Raw genomic sequence first — 24,552 nt, 5'->3', positions numbered from 1 at the left:
GGATTAAATGAAAGAGATTATAGGATTTGGTATAGCTGGAAATTTTGCTTTACATCTAGAACAAGCTGGTGAGGCCGATGATTTTGCACTAGTTAAAACCGATGATGAGTACGCACCTAAGGGAATTTTTCCTTTTTATGTAAATGGGCATGATAGCTTTTTGAGTAGGTATTGCATTGATAATAATATTTTACATCTACCTAAAGATATAAATTTAAATGTACAGATGGAACCAGAAATAGCATTAAGATGTCTTTTAGAATATGAAAATAACAAGGTTTTAAATATAAAACCAATTAAATTTTGTGCTTTTAATGATGCCTCAGTAAGAAACGATACAACAGCTACTAAAATTTCACAAAAGAAAAACTTTAGCACTGGCTCAAAAGGTTTTGGCAATGAGATTGATATAGATAAATTTAGCATAGGAGGAGTATGCGATAATTATAGTCTAGTATCATTTTTGCAAAATAAAGATGAGTTTATCAGATATGGAGAATGTGCTAAACTAAGTGGATATTCATACTTTTATCAAAAGCTTCTTGAGTGGATAAAAGATAAATTAAATACTCAACAAGATTATGCTGTATTAGAAAATTTATCAAATATCTTAAAAAATGCCAACTATCCAAAAGAGATGTTAATCACAATTGGAGCTACAAGATATGAAGAAGCTGGCAAAAACAGATATCTAAAATCTGGAGATATCTGCTATGTAGTAGCATTTGATCATACTAAATTTGATCTAGATACTATCACAAATGCTATTAAAAACGGCTCAAAACTACCAAACGATGTCTCACTACTAAGACAGGAAGTAAGATGAAAGTTGTAATAGTTGGTGCTGGGAATATGGGTCTAGCAATGGCTAAAGGGCTAAAGTCTTCTGGATTTAGCGTTACTTTAGCTAGTAGAGCTAACCCTAAACTACAAAGTTTAAGTAGTGAATTTGAAATTGAGATTATTGATGATAATTACAATATAGATGGCAAAAATATTATCTTAGCCATTAAACCAAATGCGTTTAAATGGTTTGCCAATATTATAAACGGTAAAGCAAATTTAATAATTAGCGTTCTAGCACGCACTGATCTAGAGCAAATTCAAACATTAAATTCAGACGCTCACGCCATTTGCCTACCAAATATAGCAGCCAAAAATAGAGCTAGCATTAATCCATATATGGCAAATGCACAAACAGATAATATAGAGTATATTTTAAATGGTTTTGGCAAGGCGGTTAAATTTGACTCTAAGGCTGAATTTGATGCTGCAAGTATAATTAGCGGATGTGCTCCAGCATATCTAGCCTTAGTAGCTGAAGCTATTAGCAATGCTGCTGTTCGCTCAGGACTTAAAACTAATGACGCTAAGGCGATGACAAGTGGATTATTTACTAGTTTTGCTACTTTAATTAATGATACTCATCCGGCTTTGATAAAAGATAGCATTTGCTCGCCAGCTGGAACGACAATTGAGGGCGTGTATGAGCTTGAAAAAGCTGGAGTTAGAAGTGCTTTTATGCAAGCAGTAAATTCAAGTTTGACAAAACAAAGAGGATAAATGGGAAATTATAATTTTAGCGCAGTAAGCGATGCGTGTGTCAAATGTGGAAAGTGCAAACCAAACTGCACGATATATAAAATTAGCGGCGATGAGGTTAGAAGTCCTAGAGGGTTTTTAGATCTTTTAGGCGCATATCATAGGGGTGAGATTGAGCTTGATAAGGATTTAAAAGATGTTTTTGAGAGCTGTTTTTTATGTACTAATTGCGTTCAAGACTGCCCAGCATCACTGCCAACTGATACTATGATAGAAAATGTAAGAGCCGATATAGCAGCTAAATTTGGAATTGCATGGTATAAAAGAGCATTTTTTTGGTTGCTTAGAAATAGAAAGATTATGGATATTGCAGCACGACTTGGCTATGTATTTCAAAGCTGTGGATTTAAGATTAAAGATGGCAATATGAGCCCAAGATTTAGCTTTCCAATGATGAAAAAAGAACGCCTTTTGCCAACTGCATCTAAAAAGAGCTTTTTAAACTCAAACCCTGAATTTATAGATAATGGCGGAGATAAAACTATTGGGATATTTATTGGCTGTATGGGAAACTACGCTTATACCGATATCGGAAAAGGATTGTTAAAAATCTTAAAAGAGTTAAAAATAAATGCTCACTTGATGAAATCGCAAGGGTGCTGCTCGGCTCCAGCATATTTTACAGGAGATTTTAACACAGTTGATTATCTAGCTAAAAAAAATATTGAGTATTTTGAAAGCTTAATTAATAGCTCCAAAATAGAAGCCATTATAATTCCTGAAGCGACCTGTTCAGCGATGATAAAGGTTGATTATGAACACTATTTTCACAATGATGAGCAGTGGAGACAAAGAGCGATAAATATAAGTAAAAAGATATATCTAGCTACTGAATATTTTGTCAAATTTACAAATTTAGCTCAAATTCTAGATGAAAAAAATAAAAACAAACAAAAAACTAAAATAACATATCACGACCCTTGTCACGCAAGAAAAATGCAAGGCGTGTGGAAAGAGCCAAGAGAGCTTTTAAAGCGTGCATATATATTAAATGAGATGAGTGATAATCATAGCTGTTGTGGGTTTGGTGGTGTAACAATGCAAAGTGAAAAATATCACCTAAGTCGCCAAGCTGGTCAAAGCAGAGCCGCGCAGATAAACGCCGTAGATGCTAGCTGCGTAGGAAGTGAATGTAGCGCATGTAAAATGCAGCTAAACAACGCCTTGCATATTCATGGTAGCAGCACAAAATGCGCTAATCCAATAGAGTTAATCGCAAATGCCTTATAGAAGAGTTTAGTACTCTTCTAACATTAGGCCATTAATTAGTGATAGCTTGATAGTCTCTACTGCATCTTTGAAGTATTGGCTTTGCTCTTTTGGGCTTTGGAGTGGAATATTTTTACCATCTTTTTGGATAGTTGGGATTAACTTCTCTTGTTCAAATTTAGCTTTTATATGATTATAGATATCTTTTGTAGTATGGTTTCCATCAAACATTAAAGCAAGTTCAAGCGTATGCTTATCTGCATTTAATCTATCATTTAATGGAGTTGCCACTCCAATTGCGCAATCATTTTCTAAAAAATATTTTAGATATGGTATATAAGCACTTTTTAACCTAGTTTTACCTGGAATATACAAAAGCTTTTTACAAGGCTTATAGGTGATAGTAAGAGCATTATTTGTTACAGTTCTAATATCATAATATCTAAATACAATATCATCTTTTGGATAAACTGCTTTTACATCATCATAACTTAAAGTAGCAGGAAATAGATCATTTAAAGCCTTTGCTAGTGGCTCGATATATGTATTTTTAGCTGAATTTATGAGCTGTGGGGTTGGTTTTGTGAGTTTAAAATGTAGATCTTTTATAAACTCTGCCTTATGCTCATCACTTGTTATTAGAGTATTTTGGTTTTGCGCTTTAGTGATGATTGAGCTTCTAAATCTAATAGAATATAAAAAATCATAAGCTTGATTTGCAGATATATAATCATCAAAAGATAGCTTAAAATACTGACTTATAGCACCATCAGGTAAAAACGAAGGATCAAAATGATATGTCGCATCTGCTATATAGCAAAGCCCATGATCATTTGCATCAGCTACAAAATCTAAAAAATAAAATGGCTGATTGCAAATCTCCATATATTCATGAGCTACATAGCTTTTTGGATAGCTTTGAATATGATTTATATACTCTAAATTTAAACTTTTAATATGCGTTGCACTTGATTCATTTGGCATATATTTAGCGTAAAAAGCTTTTTGGAATTTTATAGCGTTTAATCCAGGTTCTAAATCAGCCACATTTCCACTACTTTTTACAGCACTAAATCGCATAAAATCGCGTAATGGCTCTACATATTTCCACCCTGGATAACAGTTATAGCTAATAAACGCTACACCATTTTTGCTTAATAGCTCCTTGCAACTATCAAGAATCGCACTTCGCACAAAATCAGGCACCCAGCTATAAATCCCATGACAGATGATATAATCAAATTCAATCTTGCCTTTAAATTCGCTCACTAAATTACAAATATCCATCTCAATTAGCTTAATATTTGTACATCCTATACCATCAATAGCACGCTTACCTATAGCAATTTGTTCGCTACTTAGATCGATTCCTATAAAATTTGAGTTTGGGTGATTTATAGCTTGGCCAATAATATTGCCACCCATAGCACACCCTATCTCAAGTATATTAGAGCTATATGGATCACTAGCAGCTAGGCCATGTAATCTAGCTACAGCATATAGATAATCTATCCATGTCTGACCATATGAGTATGAGTCATAAGTATGCTCATCATAAGTAGATTTAATATCTTTATTTATCATTGTTCTAATAATTTATGGCTATCCATAAATCCACTAGCCGCATCAGCTAGTTTGCCTAAAGTCGCATCTATACTTCCAGCTAAACTAAATATCCAGTAGCTTTGGCATGAAACCCACTCAAACAATTTATCGTTTTTTTCTTCATCAGTATCGGCTCTACGAGCTGAAATTACAGCCAATTCTAACTCTTGGCTATTTAGCATCGCACCACAAATTCCATAAAATGAAGACATAAAAATTTTATCTTTAAAGACATATTCTTTTAGGCTATCAATCTCAAATGAGAGTTTTTGTAACTTATCATAGTTGATTTTATCTGCTTTATCTTGCTCTTTTAGCTTTTTGCCTTTTTCTATCTCTTTGGCAATTTTTAGATATAGGCGTTCGCATTTTTTTTGAATTTTATGGCCAGTTTTGAAAATTCCAGTTATGTTTTTAATCGCTTTTTTAAGGTGCTGTTCTTGTTTTTCTTTGCTTATTGGCATAATAGGCTTAAAGTTTTTCTTTTTACCTTTTGCGATAATCTTTTCAGCCATCTCTTTAAATGGCACCTCAGTTGTTCCTTCTATCCTTGCGCCACCTTCTGTACAATTATATAGCTTATAGTCCGGATTGCTTCTTTGTAGCATTGCGATATTATGCTCAAAATACTGCCTAAATAAATTCCACACAAAAGTAGTTTGAATTTCGCCTTGTCCGCCATATTTTGTAGTCATTATAGGCACTTCTTCTACTGGAATCTCTGTCTCTTTAAATATATGCCCTTTAGAGTGGCTAGTGCCATCTTCTCCATATGCTAAGTCTTGGCCTATTAGCATTACATCTTTACAATCTAAAGCTTGAGTTATATTCCATGCCATATGCGCAGCACTTTGTCCGCCACCGATATAGCCAAATTTAAAATCTTTAAAACTCATCTCATAATTAAGCGGTCTCATAGCATAACAAACATCTTTATCATGTAAATTTTCTACTGATTCATGATGAGTAAGAGACGCTACGACAAAAATTATTCCATCATCAAATTTAGTTCTAGCAGGTTTGAAAAAATCTGGAGTAGGCTGAATTCTCTCAATCGAAGTAACATAATCAGGCTTAATCCCATACTCTTTTAAAATTGGATAGCTTGCATCTACTGCTACTATTACAGTATATGGAGCTAGCTTTTTAAGGATTGGAAGCTGCTTGTGCAGTGATGGACCAGTAGATACAACTACAGCTGAATCAATCTTGCCTTTGCGTTTATTGATAATATCTCTAAGAGGTATAGCGCCAAATACATCTGGTAGGTGCTGAGTTGTTTGAATCATACCTAATAGACAATCTTTAGAATCATTACCACGTTCATATAAGGTTTGAACAATTGCTTTTTGCATTGTTTTATTTAACTCTAAGATATTTTCTTGATATTTTTCATTATTATAATAATCATCTATAATATGCATATTATACAGCCTAAAACTATGAAATACATCAGGCATTTTACATATAATATAAAATTGCAAAAATGTAACCTTATGCGAATCAAGAATAACAAGCCTATCGGTAAAAATATCCCTAGAAAAGTCAATCAAGCTAAGTGCAGCATATAATATTTCAATCTCAGGTTCAAATACAAAGATCTTTTTATGGCTTGGATTAGCCAAAATCGATTTTAAAAATACACCATTGCCAATTCCATAGATAAATAATGCTCTATGTCTGGCATACTCCTCTTCAAACTCGATTATCTTCTTTTCTACATCTTTAGCTGGACTATTATATAGATACTCTTTAGTTTCAAGATTTATGATATTTAAATCTAGCGGATCCTTACCCATATATACGCCAAATTTTTTATTTTCTTCTAGACCAAAAAGCGTAAGAGATGTATCAATAGCATACGGCATCATTGCAGTTATGTTTTTATCAAGGGTTGTTATCTCTTCTTCATTTTGGATTTTTTGAGCTATTTTGGCATCTAGTTCTTTGAACTTTTTCTCATCTTCTGTTAGATCTCGTTCATCTTTTTTTGAGATGTCGTTTTTTAACTCATTAATATCTTTTTTTTCACCATTTTGCATAATTTTCCTTTTAAATTTAGCTTTTATATCGGATTTTCTAGGCTTTATTGTAGTCAAATTTGGCTTAATTTAAAGAATAAATAGAAAATAAATTTAAAATTAATAAAATTAAATGATAACTTAATAAAAATAAATAAGAAAGTAATAAAAAAACGAGATTAAAAAAATGAAGTGGTGACCCCTACGAGACTCGAACTCGTGTTACCGCCGTGAAAGGGCGATGTCCTAACCGCTAGACGAAGGGGCCACTGCGGTTGTGTGAGTGGAATTATACAAGAATAAGACTTAAATAAGACTTAAATATCATAGCGATTTACAAAAAAGATGTATAATTTACCAACTTTATTAAAAGGTTTGGCTTTGAGTATCTATAAATTTGGTTTTAAATTTGCTATTTTATTGCTATTTTCTATACTATTTTTAGGTTGTTTTTCACATCAGCCACAGCGTTCTAATAGTATTTTATTTAGTTTTATTACTCCTGATTTTCGCATTAGTGATGCTGGATTTATCCATCACTACGCAAATGAAAGCCAAATTCAAATTTATAGCAGCGGTGCTGTGATTTTAAATTTAAAATTAGCCCAAAATATATGCATTAATAGCGTTTGCTATAATCGCCAAATATTTAATACCAAATACCTAAAATCTACTCACTATGATGAAATTATGGATGATATAATCTCCAAACGCCCAATTTATGATAGCAATACTCTTAAGCAGACAAGTTGCGGGTTTGAACAAAATATAATTAATAAAATGATAAAATACGAAGTTTGTGATAATTTGATAAAATTTATAGATAACAAAAATAGAGTAAAAATCATAATAAGAGAGCTACAATGAAAAGAATCGGAGCGCATGTCAGCGCAAGTGGTGGCGTAGCAAACGCTCCACAAAATGCCGCAAATATCAAGGCTGACGCCTTTGCTCTGTTTGTCAAAAATCAAAGACAATGGAGCGCAAAACCACTAACCCAAAAAGATATAAATGATTTTAAATCAAATTTAGCCAAAGCCAACATTAAACCTAAGCATATTTTAGCACATAATAGCTATTTAATAAATTTAGGCCATCCAGATGAGGAAGCTAGAGCTAAGAGTTTTAATGCATTTTTAGATGAGATAAATAGATGTCAAGAGCTAGGCATTGAACTTATTAACTTTCATCCAGGCTCACATCTTAAGCAAATTAGCGAAGATAAGTGTCTAGAACTCATCGCCTCACAGATGAATTCCTTACTAGAAAGATCATCTAATATTAAGCTAGTTATCGAAAATACTGCCGGTCAAGGCAGCAACTTAGGATATAAATTCGAACACCTTGCAGCTTTAATTGCTATGAGTAAAGATAGTAGCCGTGTAGGAGTCTGTATAGATACTTGCCATCTTTTTGCTAGTGGATATGATATTAGAGATAGCAATAGCTATGCTCAAACAATGGCTCAATTTGATAAAATAGTAGGATATAAATATCTTAGTGGAATGCATATTAATGATAGCAAAGGCGCACTTGGCTCACGCAAAGATCGCCACGATAGCCTAGGATTAGGACTTATTGGCAAAGAGGCTTTTAAATGCATAATGAATGATCCTAATATAGATGAGATTCCATTAATTTTAGAAACCATAGATGAGAGTATCTGGGCTGATGAAATTCAAATGCTTAGAAATTTTGTAAATTAATTTAATTTAGGAGGTTGTTATGATTATAGGGGGGGGTTCTAGCCCTAATAAAATACTAAAAATTGGCTACTTTGCTGATGGAATTTGGGCGCATAATGCTTTTAAAAAGATTATACAAAATCCAAATATGCAAATTAGCTTTATCTGCACTAGATATGGCTCAAATGATAAAATTCTAGCTAAATTTGCTAAAGATTATGGCATAGAACTTTTAGAAGATAAAGATATAAACTCGCCTAAATTCATCGCTAAAATTACTAAATTTAACTGCGATATATTGGTATCTATGTCTTTTGATCAGATATTTAAAAAGCAATTAATAAACCTTACTCCACTAAAGGCGATCAACTGCCACGCTGGAGCTTTGCCATTTTACCGTGGTAGAAATATTTTAAACTGGGCGTTAATAAATGATGAAAAAAGCTTTGGTATCACAGTGCATTATATAGATGAAGGCATAGATACAGGCGATATAATCTTACAAAAGTTCTACCAAATCAGCGATAACGATGACTATAATACTCTACTTCAAACAGCTCATACAGAGTGCGCTAATCTTCTATGCCAAGCATTAGAGATGATGTTATCTAAAGATTTTAAAACTACTAAACAATCAAGCATTGATAAATATGGCTTTTATTGCACTCAGCGAAAAATTGGCGATGAGATTATTAACTGGGATCAAACTGCTAGAGAAATCTTCAATCTAATACGCGCTATAACTCATCCTGGCCCAATTGCTAGAACAACACTAAAAGACAAAGAGATGAAGATATCGCGTGCTATATATCACTTAGATGCTCCAAATTATAAGTGTATAAATGGCGCTATTGTAGGGCTTACTTCAAGTGGATTTTGGTCAAGTGCAAAGATAAAGCCTTAGAGATTACAGAATTTAAATATGATGATAAGATAAAAATCGGTGATAGATTTACTTGGTGATATCTGCTAATATTATAATGCATTAATATTATAACTTTAAAATTATAATTATCCTTATTTTTGCAATGATAGCCCAAACTCCAATCATTGCAAAACCATTGCCACTATAATATTTAGTAGTAATCCCAACTCAAATAATCACTAATTACCAAACAATAACCACCCATCTCTCCCCTTATTCTCAACTAAAACCTCAAATCTCTTAAATTTAATTACACTTGCATTACATTTTAACTATTTGGCTAAATTCTTTAAAATTTCTCAAATTTCATCTTATGATAAAATAGTTACATTTATCAAATTTAACTCAAATTCTATTAAATTTATAAAGAAATTTGCAAATTTTATGAAAAATATATCAAATTCCCCCCCCCCCCCATATAAATAAATTAATATTGTGTGCGATATAATGGTATATGCTTAAACAAAGGATTAAGTTTAAGCCAAATATTTTACTTTAAAGGATATACAATGAGTTTTAGAATTAACACTAACATTGCAGCTATGAATGCACATGCTAACTCACTTATTACTGATAGAGAGCTTACTAGCTCACTTGGTCGCCTAAGTTCAGGTCTTAGAATTCAAACAGCAGCTGATGATGCATCTGGTCTTGTTATTGCTGATTCATTAAAAAGCCAAGCTAACTCTTTAGGTCAAGCAATTGCTAATGGTAATGATGCAATTGGTATTGTTCAAACTGCAGATAAAGCTATGGATGAACAGATTAAAATACTTGATACTATTAAAACTAAAGCTATCCAAGCAGCACAAGATGGTCAAAATAGTGACTCTAGAAGAGCACTTCAAAATGATATTAGCAGACTACTTGAAGAGCTAGATATGATAGCTACTACTACAAGCTTTAATGGCCAACAACTACTAAATGGAAATTTCTCAAATAAAAACTTCCAAATTGGTGCTTATAGTAATGAAACAGCTAAAGTAAGTATAGGTGCTACAAACTCAAATACTATTGGACATACTAGGTTTGAGACTACTTTAAATACTCATGTATCAGCCGTAAGTGCTGCTGTTGGTGATTTAACTGTAAAACTTAGTGGTATAGATGGATATCCTAATGGCTATGTGTTTCAAGCTATTAGCAATGGCGTGTTAAAAACAGATGGTTATAAAGCTGTAGCTGAGATGATGAACGGAGTTTCAGATAAAACTGGTGTAAAAGTTAAAGTTAATAATACTCAAATTATGTCTGGTGCTATAACTGGTGGTGTATTGCACGGTTTAGAGATAAATGGTGTAATGATAGGCGATGTAACTGTTAAAGCAAACGATAGCGACGCTGTACTAATCGGAGCAATCAACGCTAAAAAAGATGAAACTGGCGTGGAAGCTAGCGTAGAAAATGGTAAATTAGTTCTAGCAGCTAAAGATGGTAGAGCTATTAGAATTGATACAAAATCAACTGGTGGATTTAGTCAAGTTGCTGGAAAGCCAACTGGAAATACGGCCGGAGGAGCATTATATTTAGGGCAGCTTACATTTATACGCCAAGATGCTAGAGATATTAAAGTGGGTTTAAATGGTATGTCTACTGTTGCTTCAGCTATTTTTAGTGGAAATGCAGCAATAACAAATGCTTCTGATGCTTCTGATGCATATAATCAATCAAGTGTAAATCTTAAATATATGAACTCTGGCACGATTAGTGCTGCTATGGCTAAAGCTATGGGCTTCTTTAATGGTGGAGCTTCAGTTGATGGTTGGGTAGATCAAGTAGGTGGTGTAAATAGCTATGGTGGCGCTCAAGCTATGATAGATGTAGCTGAAGCAGCTAGAAAAACTCTAGATAAATTAAGAGCTGATCTAGGTTCGGTTCAAAATCAGCTTGTAGCTACTATAAACAATATTACAGTTACCCAAGTAAATGTAAAATCAGCTGAATCTCAAATAAGAGATGTAGACTTTGCTAGTGAGAGTGCAAACTTCTCTAAATTTAATATCCTAGCTCAAAGTGGTAGCTATGCTATGAGTCAAGCTAACTCAGTACAACAAAACATCTTAAGACTGCTTCAGTAATCTAATTAAATACCCAAAGAGACTAAATCTAGTCTCTTTGGGGTTAAATATTTTATTTTATTTATTATTGTAATAATTTTTAATTCAATCAAATGCTATAAAATATTAAATTCAAAATCAACACTTCAATCTAAAAACTCTTTATAAATTTAAATTTAATATCAAATTTTATTAGCCTATTAGCTTTTTTAAGATAAAATAACCCTATTTTCATAACCAAAACAATGAGGAAAATTATGGACGAAAATAAGAAAAAAAGCCTTGATTTAGCTCTGAAGCAGATAGATAAAGCTTTTGGTAAAGGTACTGTGCTTAGACTAGGAGATAAAGAGATAGAGTCTATAGATGCAATTAGTACTGGCTCAATCGGTCTTGATATTGCTCTTGGTATCGGCGGAGTGCCAAAAGGTAGAATTATAGAGATTTATGGCCCTGAAAGTAGTGGTAAAACTACTCTTACTCTTCATCTAATCGCCGAATGTCAAAAAAATGGCGGAGTTTGTGCCTTTGTCGATGCAGAACACGCACTAGATGTCAAATATGCTAAAAATCTAGGTATAGATACTGATAATCTCTATATATCTCAGCCAGATTTTGGTGAGCAAGCTCTTGATATTGTAGAGACTCTAGCTAGAAGTGGCGCAGTAGATTTAATCATAGTAGATAGTGTCGCAGCTCTTACGCCAAAAAGCGAGATAGAAGGCGATATGGGTGATCAACATGTAGGCTTACAAGCAAGACTAATGAGTCAAGCCCTAAGAAAACTAACTGGTATCGTCCATAAAATGGGAACTACGGTTGTTTTTATTAACCAAATTCGTATGAAAATCGGTGCTATGGGATATGGTACTCCAGAGACTACTACAGGTGGTAATGCACTTAAATTTTACGCTTCAGTCCGTTTAGATGTACGCAAGGTAGCTACTCTAAAACAAAGCGATGAGCCAATTGGCAATAGAGTTAAAGTCAAAGTAGTAAAAAATAAGGTAGCTCCGCCATTTAAAGTAGCTGAATTTGATATAATGTTTGGTGAGGGAATTAGCAAAGAAGGTGAAATCGTAGATTATGGTGTAAAACTAGATATAATCGATAAAAGCGGTGCGTGGTTTAGCTATGAAAGCACCAAACTAGGTCAAGGTAGAGAAAATGCTAAGGCCTTTTTAAAAGAGAATTTAAATGTTGCTGATGAGATAACAAATAAAATTCGCGAAAATATGGGCGATAGCATTATGAGTAGCGGAAGCGATGATGAAAATGAAAGCGAGGAAGAATAATGCCAGTAATTAAAGATATAAAAGCAATTGAAGTTTTAGATAGTCGTGGAAATCCAACAATAAAAGCCTTTGTAACTCTATGTGATGGAAGCACTGGCTCAGCAATTGTACCAAGTGGCGCAAGCACAGGAAAAAGAGAAGCTTTAGAGCTTAGAGATGGCGGTGATGCATTTGGTGGTAAAGGCGTTTTAAAAGCAATTAAAAATGTAAATTCAATGATAGCTGAAGAGTTATGTGGTAAAGATGCTTTAAATCAAAAAGCAATTGATGATGCGCTAATTGCCCTAGATGGTACTGAAAATTTTAGTAAAATCGGTGCAAATGCAGCTTTAGGCGTATCTATGGCAGTAGCTAGAGCAGCAGCAAATTCACGCAAACTTCCACTATATAGATACCTTGGTGGAGCTAATGCTACTATTTTACCAGTTCCGATGTTTAACATCATAAATGGTGGCGCACATGCTAATAATAGCGTTGATTTTCAAGAGTTTATGATTATGCCATTTGGTTTTGATAAATTTAGCGATGCGCTTCGTGCTGCAGCTGAAATATACCAAACTCTCAAAAAACTACTAAACGATGCTGGACATAGCACTGCAGTTGGAGATGAGGGTGGATTTGCTCCAAATTTAAAAGATAATGAAGAGCCACTTGAATTAATTATGCAAGCTATAATAAAAGCTGGATATAAACCAAACGAACAGATCAAACTAGCTTTAGATGTTGCTGCTAGCGAACTTTATGATGGTAAAGTATATAAACTTGAAGGTAGAGAATTTACAAGTGAGCAAATGGTAGAAAAATACGCAGCACTATGTGAAAAATATCCTATATTCTCAATCGAAGATGGTCTAAGTGAAGATGACTGGAACGGCTGGAAAATTCTAACTGATAAGCTAGGTAACAAAGTTCAACTAGTAGGCGATGATCTATTTGTAACAAATGAAAAAATCCTAAAAGAGGGAATTGAAAAAGGAATCGCAAACGCTATACTAATCAAACCAAACCAAATAGGCACAGTAAGCCAAACAATGCAAACAGTAAGATTAGCACAAAGGAACGGATATCGCTGTATTATGAGCCATAGAAGTGGAGAAAGCGAAGATAGCTTTATTGCTGATTTTGCTGTGGCTTTAAATACTGGCGAGATTAAAACTGGCGCAACTAGTAGAAGCGAAAGAAATGCTAAATACAATCGCTTACTAGAAATCGAGTGCGAAACTAGCGAGTATCTAGGCGATAAAATTTGAATCCAATCTTAGCTGAGCTAGATAGCAAAAAATCTAGCTCCCTTAGAAAGGTTGTGGCATACTCTTTGTTAGTACTTGCAACAGTAATATTTGCAATATATGTTGGCAATGTCTTTTTTGGGAGTCGCTCAGCAACTGTGTTATACGACTTAAAAAAGCAAAAAGCTACCCTAAATAATGAGGTAAAAAAATATCAAGAGCTAAATTCGGCTCTACAAAAAGAGTATTTTGAGCTAATTGGACTTGATCCAGATAGCTATAAGTGAGTATAAATGAAAAAAATTATTTTAATAGCAAGCTGTACTCTAGCCTTAATAGCTAGAGAAAATCCTTTTGTCCCTGATGATATCAATATCACTACATTAGACTCAACAAATATAAACCAAAACGCTCCACAGCTAGATAAAGTAATAGCTAAATTCCCAAGTGATGCTAGAGAGTTAGTAAGTGCGACTTTTAGCTATAAATCAGTAGATGGTAGCATTAAACAAAAAAGTATTGATATTAATGCAAGCTTTGACTGGCATGATGATATCGTAATCTCATCACAATCACCAGTAACAGATGAAGCCACTCCAGCTCTTGATGTATCAGTAACAACTACTGATGAACAGACCAAACAAGCTGCTGCCAAACAAGCTGCGCCAAAGCCTCTTAGCATACCGCCAAAGATAGAACCACCACTAAAGAGTGTGGCATTTATGGATTTGATAAAATTTGATATATTTAATTCAAAAATTGAGATTATCAATAAAGATCAGATGATAAGAGATTTTATCATTAATAAACCTGATAAAATTGTAATTGATTTTAAGAAAAATGTTGAATTTAGCACACAAACTATAAAAGTCAATAAAGGCCCACTAAAAAAAGCAACAATTGGAGCTCACAAAGGCTATTATAGAGTTGTTTTATTTTTAGATGGTAATTACCACTATGCTATTCGCCAAAGTGGCAATGGATATACATTAACACTTAGATAAATTTAGCCTTTAGCTTAAGGCTAAATTACCCAAAAGGCTTATATGAAGTACTTTTATTCATCATTTATTTTGACATTTTTAGGACTTGTAGCTGCATATTTTTTAGGCGGGTTTATAGCTGTTTATATATGCATACTTCTTATTATTTTAGAAGTGAGTTTAAGCTTTGATAATGCTGTAGTAAATGCTAGGGTTCTTCGTGGTATGAGTGCTGCGTGGCAAAGAAGATTTATCATATATGGAATTCCTATTGCTGTCTTTGGTATGCGATTTTTATTTCCTATATTAATAGTCTCAATAGCTGCAGATATGCAGATGATTCAAACGCTAAATTTAGCTCTTAACAATCCAGATGAGTATCACAATGCTCTTTCTAATAATAAAAATCAAATTTATATCTTTGGTGGTGCTTTTTTGCTTATGGTTTTTCTCTCATTTTTCTTTGAAGAAAAAGAGATTAAATGGATTGGAATATTAGAGGATAATTATCTAATCAAAATCCTTACTAAATCTAAAAATATAATCTTATCTATTGCCATTTTAGCTGGTATAGTTCTTATTGCATTAACTCAAAATCCAACCTATGCTATAGCATATTTTAGCGCTGTGTTACTTCATCTTGGGTTAGAGATGTTTGATGAGATGTTTAGCACTAGTGGAGTAAAAAGCGGGATAATGGGTTTTTTATATCTTGAAGTTTTAGATGCTAGCTTTAGCTTTGATGGAGTTATTGGAGCTTTTGCTATGAGTCAAGATATTTTTATTATTATGATCGGGCTTGGTATTGGGGCTATGTTTGTAAGAAGTCTTACTATCTATATGGTTAGGCAAAAGATTCTTGAGAGCTTTATATACCTAGAACACGGTGCTCACTATGCAATTTTAGCTCTTGCGATAATAATGTTTATAAAAGTATTTCATGAAGTTAGCGAGATTATTACTGGGACTACTAGCTTGATTTTTATAGCTTTGGCTTTTATTCACTCTTTGTATAAAAGAAAATTTCATGGCTAATATTTGTGGTGTAGATGAAGCCGGTAGAGGCGCTTTAGCTGGTGAGCTAGTTGTATGTGGATGTGCTTTTAATAGCGATGTAAGTAAGTTAAATTTAACTGATTCTAAAAAGCTAACTCCTAAAAAAAGAGAACAAATATATACAAGCTTAATCCAACAATGCGATTTTATAACCATATATTTTAATAATAAAATTATAGATGAAATCGGGCTTAGTAATTGTCTAAGACGAGCTTTAAGGGTGATTAAATTTCACTTTAGAGAATATCAAATAATATATGATGGAAACTGTAATTATGGTATTGATGGGATTGAGACAATTATTAAAGCTGATGCTAAAATTCCACAAGTTAGCGCTGCTAGTATAATTGCTAAAGTTAGTAGAGATTTGCAAATGTGCCGTTTTGATAGCTTTTATCCATACTTTGGCTACGCAAAACATAAAGGCTATGGAGTCAAAGCTCATATAGAAGCACTACAAAAATATGGCCCAAATGAATTAACTAGACAAAGTTTTAAACCAAAAGCACTTGAGGCTTCGCTATTTGGGGATGAAATTTGAATATCTTAGAAAATTTATATCAAAACCCGCCAAAATCAAGAGAGTTTTTAGAGCGAAAAATACACATAGAAGGCTCTAAAATTCTACTAAAAGGGGCCAATGGAAGTGGCAAAAGCTCATTAATTTTAAATCATTTAAGTAAATTTGATAATTTTTTATATATAGACTTAGATGATATACGAAGTTTTGGTATAGAACTTAATAACTTAAATGAGTTTATCAAGGCTAAAAATATCAAAGCCTTAGCAATTGAAAATCTAAAATCCAAAATAGAACTGCCTATTTGTGATAATATTATCATCTCTACTGATCTAAATTCTTTGCATATAGATGGATTAAATCAGCTTAAAATATTCGGGCTAGATTATGAAGAGTTTATACTATTTTATCGTAAAAATTATGAAGCTAGAACGCTTTTTAGTCACTTTTTAATTCGTGGGAATTTGGCTTTTAGTCCATTTTTAAGCGAATTTGAAACTACAGCATTTTTACAAAAGCATATAAAAGCATCAAAAGGTGATTTAAATATCAAGATATTAGCAAATATCGCAAATTTTATGCATCAACCACTAAATTCATTTAAAATTTATAAAAATTTAAAAGCTCATATAAAGCTTAGCAAAGATAAACTTTATCAAAATATAGCTGATTTAGAAGATCAAAATCTCATAAAAACTATCTTGCATATCAATGATAGTATCACTCTAAAGCGTGTATATTTTAGTGATTTTGCTTTAAAATCAGCTCTTAGCCTACATAAAGATCCCAAAGCAACAATAGCAAATATGGTATTTTGCGAACTTTTAAAGCTTAAAAAAGAGATAAAGTATAGCAATCAAATTGATTTTATCATCCCTAATATGAGTTATGGGATTTTGATTTTGCCATTTTTGCCATCTGAACTTGCAATACTAAAAGCTAAAAAACTAAGCAACCACTGCAATGAACTAGGTCTAAAAAGAGTAGATATAATCTCAAATTCACAAAGTCAAACAGCTAAATTTGAAAAAATCACATATAATGTAATGCCATTTTGGCAGTGGGCTGTAGGGCTTAGTTAACTACAAATCCAATACGATACTAAAAGTCAAATATTATTTTAAGTAAAAATAGATAAAGATTACTATCTACTAAATTAATAGTGATTATGGATTTTTATATAATAAATTTTAATATCAAAGCTATATTTTATAAACTTATGCAATATAATATGATTTAAATTTAAATAATTAAAAATTAATTATTCGAATAAATTTTAACTTCATTTAAGAAAAACTCATAAACTTGCTGCTGGAAATGCGCATCAACTTCATCGCTATTAATCATTAATCTTCTAAGGTCTGCAAAATCAATCTTTTTTACATATCTTTTGATATTTTTTAGCTCATAATCTATATCTTTTAATAAACTATCTAAATTTAACTCACCGCCTTGAGTAGCCTTATCTACATACTCTTTGACCGTTTGAACTAGAATATGGATTCGCTTTTTATCATCACCGTAAATATCTTTTGCTATTTGTGCTACATCTTCATAATCACTATCTACAAGGTTTTTTTTAGCAATTAACATAGCTGCTAAAATCTTAGCTCTAAACTCTAGTGATCGATAATGTGGGACAAATAACTCACGAAAAATAGATAAAAAATGTAATTTATAGCTCATCATAATCCTATTTTAAGTAAAATATAGATATAATCCAAGTTGCCTTTCCTTAGACCTGTGCAATGCTTTTAAAAAGCACCGCTTCAGGATGGGAACATAGCAGAGCACTTTTTACAGGTGTGTGCCGCAGTCATCTGGGGAGAGGTTTTCTATATCTAAATCTTTCATAAATTCTATGCAAATTTTATCAAAATCTACACCTTCGATTTTTGGATTTTTCTTAAATTTAGCTCTTATATTTTTAAACCCTTTAACTAAATCTTTGCTTTTAACCCCGTAGCTAATAGACAATCCAGCTTCTACAAAAGCAGCTAAATTATCGCAATATTTAAGTGCTTTGCCATCGATACTATTATACTCATCACTATTTACATTATTCATACTTCCATGATATGGCTGCGAAGTTGTGCGACAAATTCTATTTTCAAATTCATCTTTTTTTAATACTCCGTTTTCATCTCTAACGCCTAAAATATAGCTAAACTCTGCCCTAAAACTTTGTGGTATATATGGAAGAATTCTCTCTTCAATGAGTCTCATCTCATACTCGCTAATTATCTCATTTAATCCATCTATACCATATTTAACAGGACTAATGATATCACGAGTTAAACTCTCAGGAAGATCATGAAATAAAGCACAATAAAAATTATTTTCTAATCTTTTTGAATTTGCACCAACTTTTAATGAATAAAAATATCCAAATATTGCTACTACAAGCATATGACCAAGAACTGCGGTCTTTGGAATTCGCTCAGTTTGCGCCCAACGCTTTTGAAATCTTAAACGACCACTTAAATCAATTATACGAGCTAATTTTTGATTCATAGCGATTTTCCTTACGCCAATTAGCTCATAATAATCCTCTAATTCTTCATCTACTTTTTGTTTTAATTCATCTATATCATTTAAAAATTTGCTAGTTTGATATACTATACTAAATTCCCATTTTGTAGCTAAATAGCTTGCAGCTTTTAAGATTAATTTCTCTTTTTGATGATCTTTATCTTCTTGAAAGCTTTTAAATCTCTCTAAAAATTTACCTTCATCAATATCTTCTATTAATGGCTCTAAATTTGTCAAAATCCAGCTATTTATCTGATCAGCCTTATTCTTTTGTATATAATGGAATACATCTGGGCGAATATCAGTTACTATAACTCTACTTAAAAACTCAAAAACTCCACCTTCAATTATATAACGCATATCTACATCATTTTCAAGCTTTGCGATAAAATATGCGATGATAAATTTATGAGCTTGTTTATCTAACTCTACTAGATCAACCATCTTAGGATAGTCATTCCATCTTGAGATATTAGCTGCTTTAAAAATATGCTCAATAAGCTTTGAGTTTATCATTAATTAAATTTCCTACTACTTTGAGTGGTGATAGAACTTGTATCATATTTTTCTTCTCTTGACATATTGCTATCAACTTCAACTACTGTATGGACATTGCCTCTTGGGTTAAAATCACCTACAACTCTTAAATATTTTGGTTTTAATCTACTATCTAAAGTATCATAAATTTCATTTACGCTTGATTCGTGACTAATATGACGATTTAAAAAACTATTGATATATAGTTTTAGTGCTTTTAACTCTACTACGAATTTATCAGGAACATATGTTACATAAATTGTTGCAAAATCTGGATATCCACTTCTTGGGCAAAAACAAGCAAATTCAGGAAGAGTAATATGGATTGCATAGTCTTTATTTGCACTATTTGGCCATATTTCAAAATCCTTATCAAGATCAAATTCAGCTATAATTTTTTCACCGTATTTTAAATTTTCCATTTTAATCCTTAAACATCTAGATGTTTAACATCTTTAGCATGAGCTTGAATATATTCGCGTCTTGGTTCAACCTCATCACCCATAAATAATTCAAATACACCACTTGCACTTTGTATATCTTTTACATCAATTTTAAGCAAACGGCGATTTTCTGGATTCATAGTAGTCTCCCATAACTGCTCTGGATTCATCTCACCTAAACCTTTATAACGCTGTATATAAGCACCTTTTTTAGCACTTTTTTCTATATTTTCTAAAACTTCTAAAGGATCTCCATCAAGATCTATATCGCGCTCTCTCATCTTAGAATATATATGCACAGCCTCTATATATAAAGGATTAACAAATAAACTATCATTGATAATTAACTCTTCAAGTCCATTTGGTGTTTGGACATATATTCTAATCTCATCTTCATTTACATATGAATTTAAGATATTATAATTTTGACTCTCAAGCTCACTTTTGATAATTTCAAATAGCTCTTTAAATTCTTTGCTGATAATATCAGGATTTTCGATCATATATCTAATGGCAGTTAATACATTAAAACGCTTTTTAAGTTCATTTAAAACTGTTCTATAAGCACTAATTAATTTTAGATAATCTATTAAATCATTATTACCAATTCCTTCAAAATCTTCACTTTCGATTCCAGTTTCAATTAAAAACTCATTTAAAGCTTTTTCATCTTTTAAATAGATCTCTTTTTTGCCTTTTTTATATCTATATAGTGGTGGTTGAGCTAAATAAACATTACCATTTTCTATAATTGGTGTAAGGAATCTAAAGAAAAATGTAAGAAGTAGAGTTTGAATATGGCTACCATCTACATCAGCATCGGTCATAATAATAATCTTATGGTATCTTAACTTACTAGCATCAAATTCATCACCAATTCCACAACCAAATGCAGTTATCATATTTTTAATCTCTTCAGATTTTAAAATCTTATCTAATCTTGATTTTTCTACATTTAAAATTTTACCGCGAAGTGGAAGAATAGCTTGGAATACTCTATCACGACCTTGTTTGGCTGAACCACCAGCAGAATCGCCCTCAACTAAATAAATTTCACTCTCACTTGGATCTTTACTTTGACAATCTGCTAATTTACCAGGAAGAGTACCTACGCTATTTAGGCTATCTTTTTTGCGTGTTAGATCTCTAGCTTTTTTAGCTGCTTCTCTACCACGAGCTGCCATTAAAGCTTTATTCATAATGGCTTTAGCTTCATTTGGATTTTCTTCAAAATATTTACATAATACTTCAAAACTCATTTTTTGAACAATTGGTTTTACATAACTTGAACCAAGCTTACCTTTAGTTTGTCCTTCAAACTGAGGTTCAGGAACTTTTACACTAACAACAGCAATAAGCCCTTCTCTAATATCATCTCCAGTTATTTTAGTATCTTTTTCACGTGCTGAAGCATTTGCTGCAATGTAGTTTGTAATAGCTCTAGTAAGCCCAGCTCTAAATCCAGCTTCATGAGTACCACCATCTGGAGTTTTAATGTTATTTACAAAGCTTAATAAATTTTCACTATATGTCTCATTATATAAAAGAGCAAAATCAACTATAACATCATCTTCACCACCGCTAAAGCTTACAGCTTTGCTTACTGGATTTGATTTATTCATATCAGTTACAAAACTTTCAAGCCCGCCTTCAAAATGATATGACTCTTTAAATCCATCTCTTTGGTCTTTAAAATTTATAGTAATTTTTGGATTTAAATATGCAAGTTCTTTAAATCTTTTAGCTAAAATATCTTTATCAAATTGAGTTACTTCAAATATAGTCTCATCAGGCCAAAATTCCACGCTAGTACCTGTGCGGTTTGTTGTTTTTATAATCTCTAAATCAGTTTGAGGAATACCAGCAGCGAATTCTTGACGATGAAGTTTGCCATCTCTTTTGATATTTAAAACAAGCTTTTTAGATAGAGCATTTACAACTGATACACCAACACCGTGCAAACCACCACTTACTTTATATGTATCTTTATCAAATTTACCACCAGCATGTAAAACTGTCAAAACAACAGTGGCTGCTGATATATTTTCAGTTGGATGAATATCTACTGGAATACCTCTACCATTATCAGTAATAATAGCTGAACCATCAGTAGTAAGTTCAATATCAATTGTATCACAATGTCCAGCCATAGCTTCATCTATAGAGTTATCTACTACTTCATAGATCATATGATGAAGGCCATTTATATTAGTATCACCAATATACATACCTGGACGTTTTCTAACAGCTTCAAGCCCTTTTAAAACCTTAATATTTCCAGCACCATAATCTTTTTTCATTTGCTCATCTAAATTTTGATTTGTTTGCATTTTAATCCTTAAACATTTATAGGCATTATTACTGTTTTTAACTCTGCACAGCTAAGTACAAATGGAAGACCTTGATCATTATAAGATAAAGTAAATTCACTATCTTCAATACTTGATAAGAAATCTAATATAAATCTATTTTTTACACCTAAGACTATATTTTCATCTATATCGAAGTTTTGTTCTATTACAGTTTTTGCTTCGCTATTGTCATTATTAATACTTTCAAATGCTATATTTTCTGGAGTTATAGTAATTTTGATAATTTCAGATAACATTGAGATAGTTTTAATTCCTTCTATCATCTTTTCTCTATTTAGGTTTATATTTATTTTAGACTCTTTTGGTATTACTCTTGTATAGTCTGGATAGCGGCCATTTATTAATTTTGTAAAGAATTCAAAATTTTGACTAATAGCTATAAAGATATTTTCATCATAGTAAATTTCAATATTTTCATAGAATATTTTTTGAATTTCAACTATAGCTTTTTTAGGGATTATTATACTAAATTGCTCACTTTGTGATTCTATATCTAAAGTATATAAGCTAAGTCTTTTGGTATCTGTTCCAACTAAATTTATACTATCATTTTTTATATCTATTAATGCACCAGTTAATTCTATTTTAGAGTTTGTATTTTCAATTGAATTTGTAATTTTCTTTAGACTTTTACTTAAATTTGCTGCATTTATATTAAATCTTTTTTTATTTTCAAGTGTAGGAAAATCTGGAAAATCATCAGCTTTTTGCATTGGTAATCTATATTTTGAGTTATTTTGTTTGATATATAGATGGTTTTGTACTGTCTCTAGCATTACTTCGCCATCTTTTAGACTTTTGATTATATCAAGAAGTTTTTTACCATTTGCAGTAGCTATACCTTCATCAATAATATTTACATTAGAAGCTTTATAGCTTAAGCCTATTTCATTATCTGTAGCTTTAATTGTAAGAAGTGAATCTTTAGCACTAATAAATATATGAGATGTTATAGAACTTAGATCCTTTTTATCTAGATATGAATTTGTATTTATTATTATTGTTTCTAAAATATTTTTTTTGATTAAAACTTTCATTTTTTGCCTTTATTTTTAAATTTTATTTTTTATTTTTAGTTGTTTAGTTGATTTTGTGAATAACTACACAAAACGCCGTAATATCTGATAAATTTTATTGAAAAACTCATAAGAGAATTTTCACACATATTCACTATTCCTTTGATAATATTTTATTTTTTAACTCTTCTAATCTAGCTTTAAAGTAGCTATCACTCTCCATTAAATTATTTATTTTTTTGATATTGTGGCTTACTGCACTGTGGTCTTTTAATCCAAAGTGTGATGCAAGCTGAGGCATAGAGTTTGGAGTGAGAGTTTTGGCTAGATATATACAAATTCTACGAGCTTCTACAATATTTTTTGTACGGTTTTTACTCTTTATATCACTTGGTTTAATATTCATCTCATGAGATACATATTTTATGATATTTTCTAGGCTTATTGCCTCTTTTTTCTCTTTTATTTGATCTTTTATTACATTTTTAGCAAATTCTAAAGTGATATCTTGACGCATGATATTAGCAAATGCATTTATATTTATTATTGCACTTTCTATCTCTCTTATGTTATCACCCATATTTGAGGCGATATATTCGATAATATCATCACTTAGTTCTATCTTATCAAATTCACATTTTGTTTTAATAATTCTGATTTTAGTATCAAGTTCAGGCGGCGTAATATCAGCCATTAATCCCCACTCAAATCGACTCTTTAGTCTCTCTTCAAAATCTTTTAACATCTTTGGTGGTTTATCAGAGGTCATTACGATTTGACCTTTTTTGGCGTGAATTTCATTAAAGGTGTGAAAAAACTCCTCTTGAGTCTTTTCTGATTTATGAAAAAATTGCACATCATCAATGAGTAAAACATCGCAATTACGATATTTTTCTTTAAATTTATTCATTGTGCGATTTTCAAGATGGCGTATAAAATCACTTGTAAATTGCTCACTTGTGATACAAATTACAGTTTTGCCATTTTCTAAACACTCATTGCCAATTGATTGCAAAAGATGCGTTTTGCCAAGTCCAGTAGGACCGTAAATAAATAGTGGATTATATGCTTTTCCAGGATTATTTGCTACTTGTTTAGAGCTAATAAATGCAAATTGATTTGAATCTCCAACGACAAAATTATCAAATGTATAGCTAGGGTTTAATAAAGAGCTTTGACTTCTTATCTCTTTGACATTTACCTCTTTTGATTTTTTGTTTAGATCTGCTTTTTGTGTAGTGATGAGAATTTGTGGTTTTGAACCAGTATGAATCTCATATATGTTAGCTAGTTTATTTGCATATTTTGTCTGTATAAATTTAGCTATAAGCTCATTTGGAGCGATAAAAACGACTCTTTGAGAGTTTGAGCCTTTTTCGCTAAATTTGATTTGTGAAATGTAGTTATCTACTTCACTTTTTGAGATCTCTTGACTTAAAATATCAAGTGCTTCTTTGCCTAGCAA

At 31.9% G+C, this 24,552-nt stretch carries 21 protein-coding genes, 1 tRNA gene, 1 other RNA gene and 1 pseudogene; 15 read left to right on the top strand and 9 right to left on the bottom strand.

Annotated features, from left to right (window positions below):
• Positions 1-7 precede the first annotated feature (7 nt).
• From CVIC12175_RS00120 to CVIC12175_RS00110, 3 genes are read left to right on the top strand one after another with little or no spacing between them, the layout of a single operon-like run.
• Positions 8-826 carry a DUF5718 family protein gene (locus CVIC12175_RS00120; protein WP_086257165.1) on the top strand — a complete coding sequence of 273 codons (819 nt, stop codon included), beginning with the start codon at positions 8-10 and terminating at the stop codon, positions 824-826.
• Positions 823-1,563 (top strand): pyrroline-5-carboxylate reductase, encoded by a 741-nt coding sequence (locus tag CVIC12175_RS00115; protein WP_086257166.1) that lies wholly within the window; start codon positions 823-825, stop codon positions 1,561-1,563. Before CVIC12175_RS00120 ends, CVIC12175_RS00115 begins: the two co-directional genes overlap by 4 nt.
• Complete coding sequence (locus tag CVIC12175_RS00110) at positions 1,564-2,832, top strand: (Fe-S)-binding protein (RefSeq protein ID WP_086247668.1); 1,269 nt, start codon at positions 1,564-1,566, stop codon at positions 2,830-2,832.
• A 6-nt stretch (positions 2,833-2,838) separates the two neighbouring features.
• Here CVIC12175_RS00110 and CVIC12175_RS00105 read toward each other — a convergent pair whose 3' ends face one another.
• From CVIC12175_RS00105 to CVIC12175_RS00095, 3 genes are all read right to left on the bottom strand, one after another.
• Positions 2,839-4,395 (bottom strand): methyltransferase regulatory domain-containing protein, encoded by a 1,557-nt coding sequence (locus CVIC12175_RS00105; protein ID WP_086256380.1) that lies wholly within the window; start codon positions 4,393-4,395, stop codon positions 2,839-2,841.
• Positions 4,392-6,458, bottom strand: coding sequence for a motility associated factor glycosyltransferase family protein (locus CVIC12175_RS00100; protein WP_086257167.1), 2,067 nt, complete (start codon positions 6,456-6,458; stop codon positions 4,392-4,394). The genes CVIC12175_RS00105 and CVIC12175_RS00100 overlap by 4 nt, the downstream gene beginning before the upstream one ends.
• A 172-nt stretch (positions 6,459-6,630) precedes the next feature.
• Positions 6,631-6,705 (bottom strand) — tRNA-Glu (locus CVIC12175_RS00095).
• A 113-nt stretch (positions 6,706-6,818) separates the two neighbouring features.
• Between CVIC12175_RS00095 and CVIC12175_RS00090 the strand changes: the two genes are divergently transcribed.
• The 11 genes from CVIC12175_RS00090 to CVIC12175_RS00040 all read left to right on the top strand — a co-directional run bounded on the left by CVIC12175_RS00090 (position 6,819) and on the right by CVIC12175_RS00040 (position 17,269).
• Positions 6,819-7,304 carry a hypothetical protein gene (locus CVIC12175_RS00090; RefSeq protein ID WP_086315736.1) on the top strand — a complete coding sequence of 162 codons (486 nt, stop codon included), beginning with the start codon at positions 6,819-6,821 and terminating at the stop codon, positions 7,302-7,304.
• Positions 7,301-8,143: a deoxyribonuclease IV gene (gene nfo / locus CVIC12175_RS00085; protein WP_086315735.1), complete on the top strand. Its 843-nt coding sequence runs from the start codon at positions 7,301-7,303 to the stop codon at positions 8,141-8,143. Before CVIC12175_RS00090 ends, nfo begins: the two co-directional genes overlap by 4 nt.
• Before the next feature lie 19 nt (positions 8,144-8,162).
• On the top strand, positions 8,163-9,026 hold the full coding sequence (locus CVIC12175_RS00080; RefSeq protein ID WP_202819651.1) for a methionyl-tRNA formyltransferase: 864 nt from the start codon (positions 8,163-8,165) through the stop codon (positions 9,024-9,026).
• Between the two features lie 530 nt (positions 9,027-9,556).
• The gene (locus tag CVIC12175_RS00075) at positions 9,557-11,125 is read left to right on the top strand and encodes a flagellin B (protein ID WP_086315734.1); all 1,569 of its coding nucleotides are present in this window, start codon (positions 9,557-9,559) and stop codon (positions 11,123-11,125) included.
• 236 nt (positions 11,126-11,361) lie between these two features.
• Positions 11,362-12,399 carry a recombinase RecA gene (gene recA, locus CVIC12175_RS00070; protein WP_086247427.1) on the top strand — a complete coding sequence of 346 codons (1,038 nt, stop codon included), beginning with the start codon at positions 11,362-11,364 and terminating at the stop codon, positions 12,397-12,399.
• Positions 12,399-13,649 carry a phosphopyruvate hydratase gene (eno, locus tag CVIC12175_RS00065; protein WP_086257278.1) on the top strand — a complete coding sequence of 417 codons (1,251 nt, stop codon included), beginning with the start codon at positions 12,399-12,401 and terminating at the stop codon, positions 13,647-13,649. Before recA ends, eno begins: the two co-directional genes overlap by 1 nt.
• The gene (locus CVIC12175_RS00060; RefSeq protein WP_086315733.1) at positions 13,646-13,915 is read left to right on the top strand and encodes a hypothetical protein; all 270 of its coding nucleotides are present in this window, start codon (positions 13,646-13,648) and stop codon (positions 13,913-13,915) included. The genes eno and CVIC12175_RS00060 overlap by 4 nt, the downstream gene beginning before the upstream one ends.
• Positions 13,916-13,921: 6 nt before the next feature.
• Positions 13,922-14,632 carry an AMIN domain-containing protein gene (locus CVIC12175_RS00055; protein WP_086249406.1) on the top strand — a complete coding sequence of 237 codons (711 nt, stop codon included), beginning with the start codon at positions 13,922-13,924 and terminating at the stop codon, positions 14,630-14,632.
• Positions 14,633-14,674: 42 nt separating this feature from the next.
• A complete protein-coding gene (locus CVIC12175_RS00050) occupies positions 14,675-15,646 on the top strand; it encodes a DUF475 domain-containing protein (protein WP_086315732.1) in 972 nt (323 codons plus the stop codon).
• The gene (locus CVIC12175_RS00045) at positions 15,639-16,208 is read left to right on the top strand and encodes a ribonuclease HII (protein WP_086257280.1); all 570 of its coding nucleotides are present in this window, start codon (positions 15,639-15,641) and stop codon (positions 16,206-16,208) included. Before CVIC12175_RS00050 ends, CVIC12175_RS00045 begins: the two co-directional genes overlap by 8 nt.
• Positions 16,205-17,269, top strand: a complete 1,065-nt coding sequence (locus tag CVIC12175_RS00040) for an ATP-binding protein (RefSeq protein WP_086315731.1) — start codon at positions 16,205-16,207, stop codon at positions 17,267-17,269. Before CVIC12175_RS00045 ends, CVIC12175_RS00040 begins: the two co-directional genes overlap by 4 nt.
• A 175-nt stretch (positions 17,270-17,444) precedes the next feature.
• Here CVIC12175_RS00040 and CVIC12175_RS00035 read toward each other — a convergent pair whose 3' ends face one another.
• Positions 17,445-17,873, bottom strand: a complete 429-nt coding sequence (locus CVIC12175_RS00035; protein WP_086247434.1) for a hypothetical protein — start codon at positions 17,871-17,873, stop codon at positions 17,445-17,447.
• A 46-nt stretch (positions 17,874-17,919) separates the two neighbouring features.
• On the opposite strand from CVIC12175_RS00035, the gene ffs reads away from it, so the two are divergent.
• Positions 17,920-18,017: signal recognition particle sRNA small type (ffs, locus tag CVIC12175_RS00030), an RNA gene on the top strand.
• Positions 18,018-18,050: 33 nt separating this feature from the next.
• Here the strand turns inward: ffs and CVIC12175_RS00025 are convergent.
• The 5 genes and pseudogenes from CVIC12175_RS00025 to dnaA all read right to left on the bottom strand — a co-directional run.
• Positions 18,051-19,235: pseudogene (locus CVIC12175_RS00025) on the bottom strand (HD domain-containing protein); the annotation flags it as partial.
• A complete protein-coding gene (gene queF, locus CVIC12175_RS00020) occupies positions 19,235-19,678 on the bottom strand; it encodes a preQ(1) synthase (protein WP_086257282.1) in 444 nt (147 codons plus the stop codon). The gene queF and the pseudogene CVIC12175_RS00025, both read right to left, overlap by 1 nt.
• A gap of 8 nt (positions 19,679-19,686) precedes the next feature.
• Positions 19,687-21,999 (bottom strand): DNA topoisomerase (ATP-hydrolyzing) subunit B, encoded by a 2,313-nt coding sequence (gene gyrB, locus CVIC12175_RS00015; protein WP_086303056.1) that lies wholly within the window; start codon positions 21,997-21,999, stop codon positions 19,687-19,689.
• Positions 22,000-22,037: 38 nt separating this feature from the next.
• A complete protein-coding gene (dnaN, locus tag CVIC12175_RS00010) occupies positions 22,038-23,108 on the bottom strand; it encodes a DNA polymerase III subunit beta (RefSeq protein WP_086247436.1) in 1,071 nt (356 codons plus the stop codon).
• 133 nt (positions 23,109-23,241) lie between these two features.
• Positions 23,242-24,552, bottom strand: a complete 1,311-nt coding sequence (gene dnaA, locus CVIC12175_RS00005; RefSeq protein ID WP_086247437.1) for a chromosomal replication initiator protein DnaA — start codon at positions 24,550-24,552, stop codon at positions 23,242-23,244.

This window comes from Campylobacter vicugnae, assembly GCF_002139875.1.
Taxonomy (GTDB): Bacteria; Campylobacterota; Campylobacteria; order Campylobacterales; family Campylobacteraceae; genus Campylobacter; species Campylobacter vicugnae.
This window is presented reverse-complemented; position numbering and strand designations above follow the sequence as displayed.

Excerpts from the sequence above, each read along its gene's own strand:
- CVIC12175_RS00120 (WP_086257165.1), top strand. The coding sequence starts at position 8 with ATGAAAGAGATTATAGGATTTGGTATAGCTGGAAATTTTGCTTTACAT.
- CVIC12175_RS00115 (WP_086257166.1), top strand. The coding sequence starts at position 823 with ATGAAAGTTGTAATAGTTGGTGCTGGGAATATGGGTCTAGCAATGGCT.
- CVIC12175_RS00110 (WP_086247668.1), top strand. The coding sequence starts at position 1,564 with ATGGGAAATTATAATTTTAGCGCAGTAAGCGATGCGTGTGTCAAATGT.
- CVIC12175_RS00105 (WP_086256380.1), bottom strand. The coding sequence starts at position 4,395 with ATGATAAATAAAGATATTAAATCTACTTATGATGAGCATACTTATGAC.
- CVIC12175_RS00100 (WP_086257167.1), bottom strand. The coding sequence starts at position 6,458 with ATGCAAAATGGTGAAAAAAAAGATATTAATGAGTTAAAAAACGACATC.
- nfo (WP_086315735.1), top strand. The coding sequence starts at position 7,301 with ATGAAAAGAATCGGAGCGCATGTCAGCGCAAGTGGTGGCGTAGCAAAC.
- CVIC12175_RS00080 (WP_202819651.1), top strand. The coding sequence starts at position 8,163 with ATGATTATAGGGGGGGGTTCTAGCCCTAATAAAATACTAAAAATTGGC.
- CVIC12175_RS00075 (WP_086315734.1), top strand. The coding sequence starts at position 9,557 with ATGAGTTTTAGAATTAACACTAACATTGCAGCTATGAATGCACATGCT.
- recA (WP_086247427.1), top strand. The coding sequence starts at position 11,362 with ATGGACGAAAATAAGAAAAAAAGCCTTGATTTAGCTCTGAAGCAGATA.
- eno (WP_086257278.1), top strand. The coding sequence starts at position 12,399 with ATGCCAGTAATTAAAGATATAAAAGCAATTGAAGTTTTAGATAGTCGT.
- CVIC12175_RS00055 (WP_086249406.1), top strand. The coding sequence starts at position 13,922 with ATGAAAAAAATTATTTTAATAGCAAGCTGTACTCTAGCCTTAATAGCT.
- CVIC12175_RS00050 (WP_086315732.1), top strand. The coding sequence starts at position 14,675 with ATGAAGTACTTTTATTCATCATTTATTTTGACATTTTTAGGACTTGTA.
- CVIC12175_RS00045 (WP_086257280.1), top strand. The coding sequence starts at position 15,639 with ATGGCTAATATTTGTGGTGTAGATGAAGCCGGTAGAGGCGCTTTAGCT.
- CVIC12175_RS00035 (WP_086247434.1), bottom strand. The coding sequence starts at position 17,873 with ATGAGCTATAAATTACATTTTTTATCTATTTTTCGTGAGTTATTTGTC.
- queF (WP_086257282.1), bottom strand. The coding sequence starts at position 19,678 with ATGGAAAATTTAAAATACGGTGAAAAAATTATAGCTGAATTTGATCTT.
- gyrB (WP_086303056.1), bottom strand. The coding sequence starts at position 21,999 with ATGAAAAAAGATTATGGTGCTGGAAATATTAAGGTTTTAAAAGGGCTT.
- dnaN (WP_086247436.1), bottom strand. The coding sequence starts at position 23,108 with ATGAAAGTTTTAATCAAAAAAAATATTTTAGAAACAATAATAATAAAT.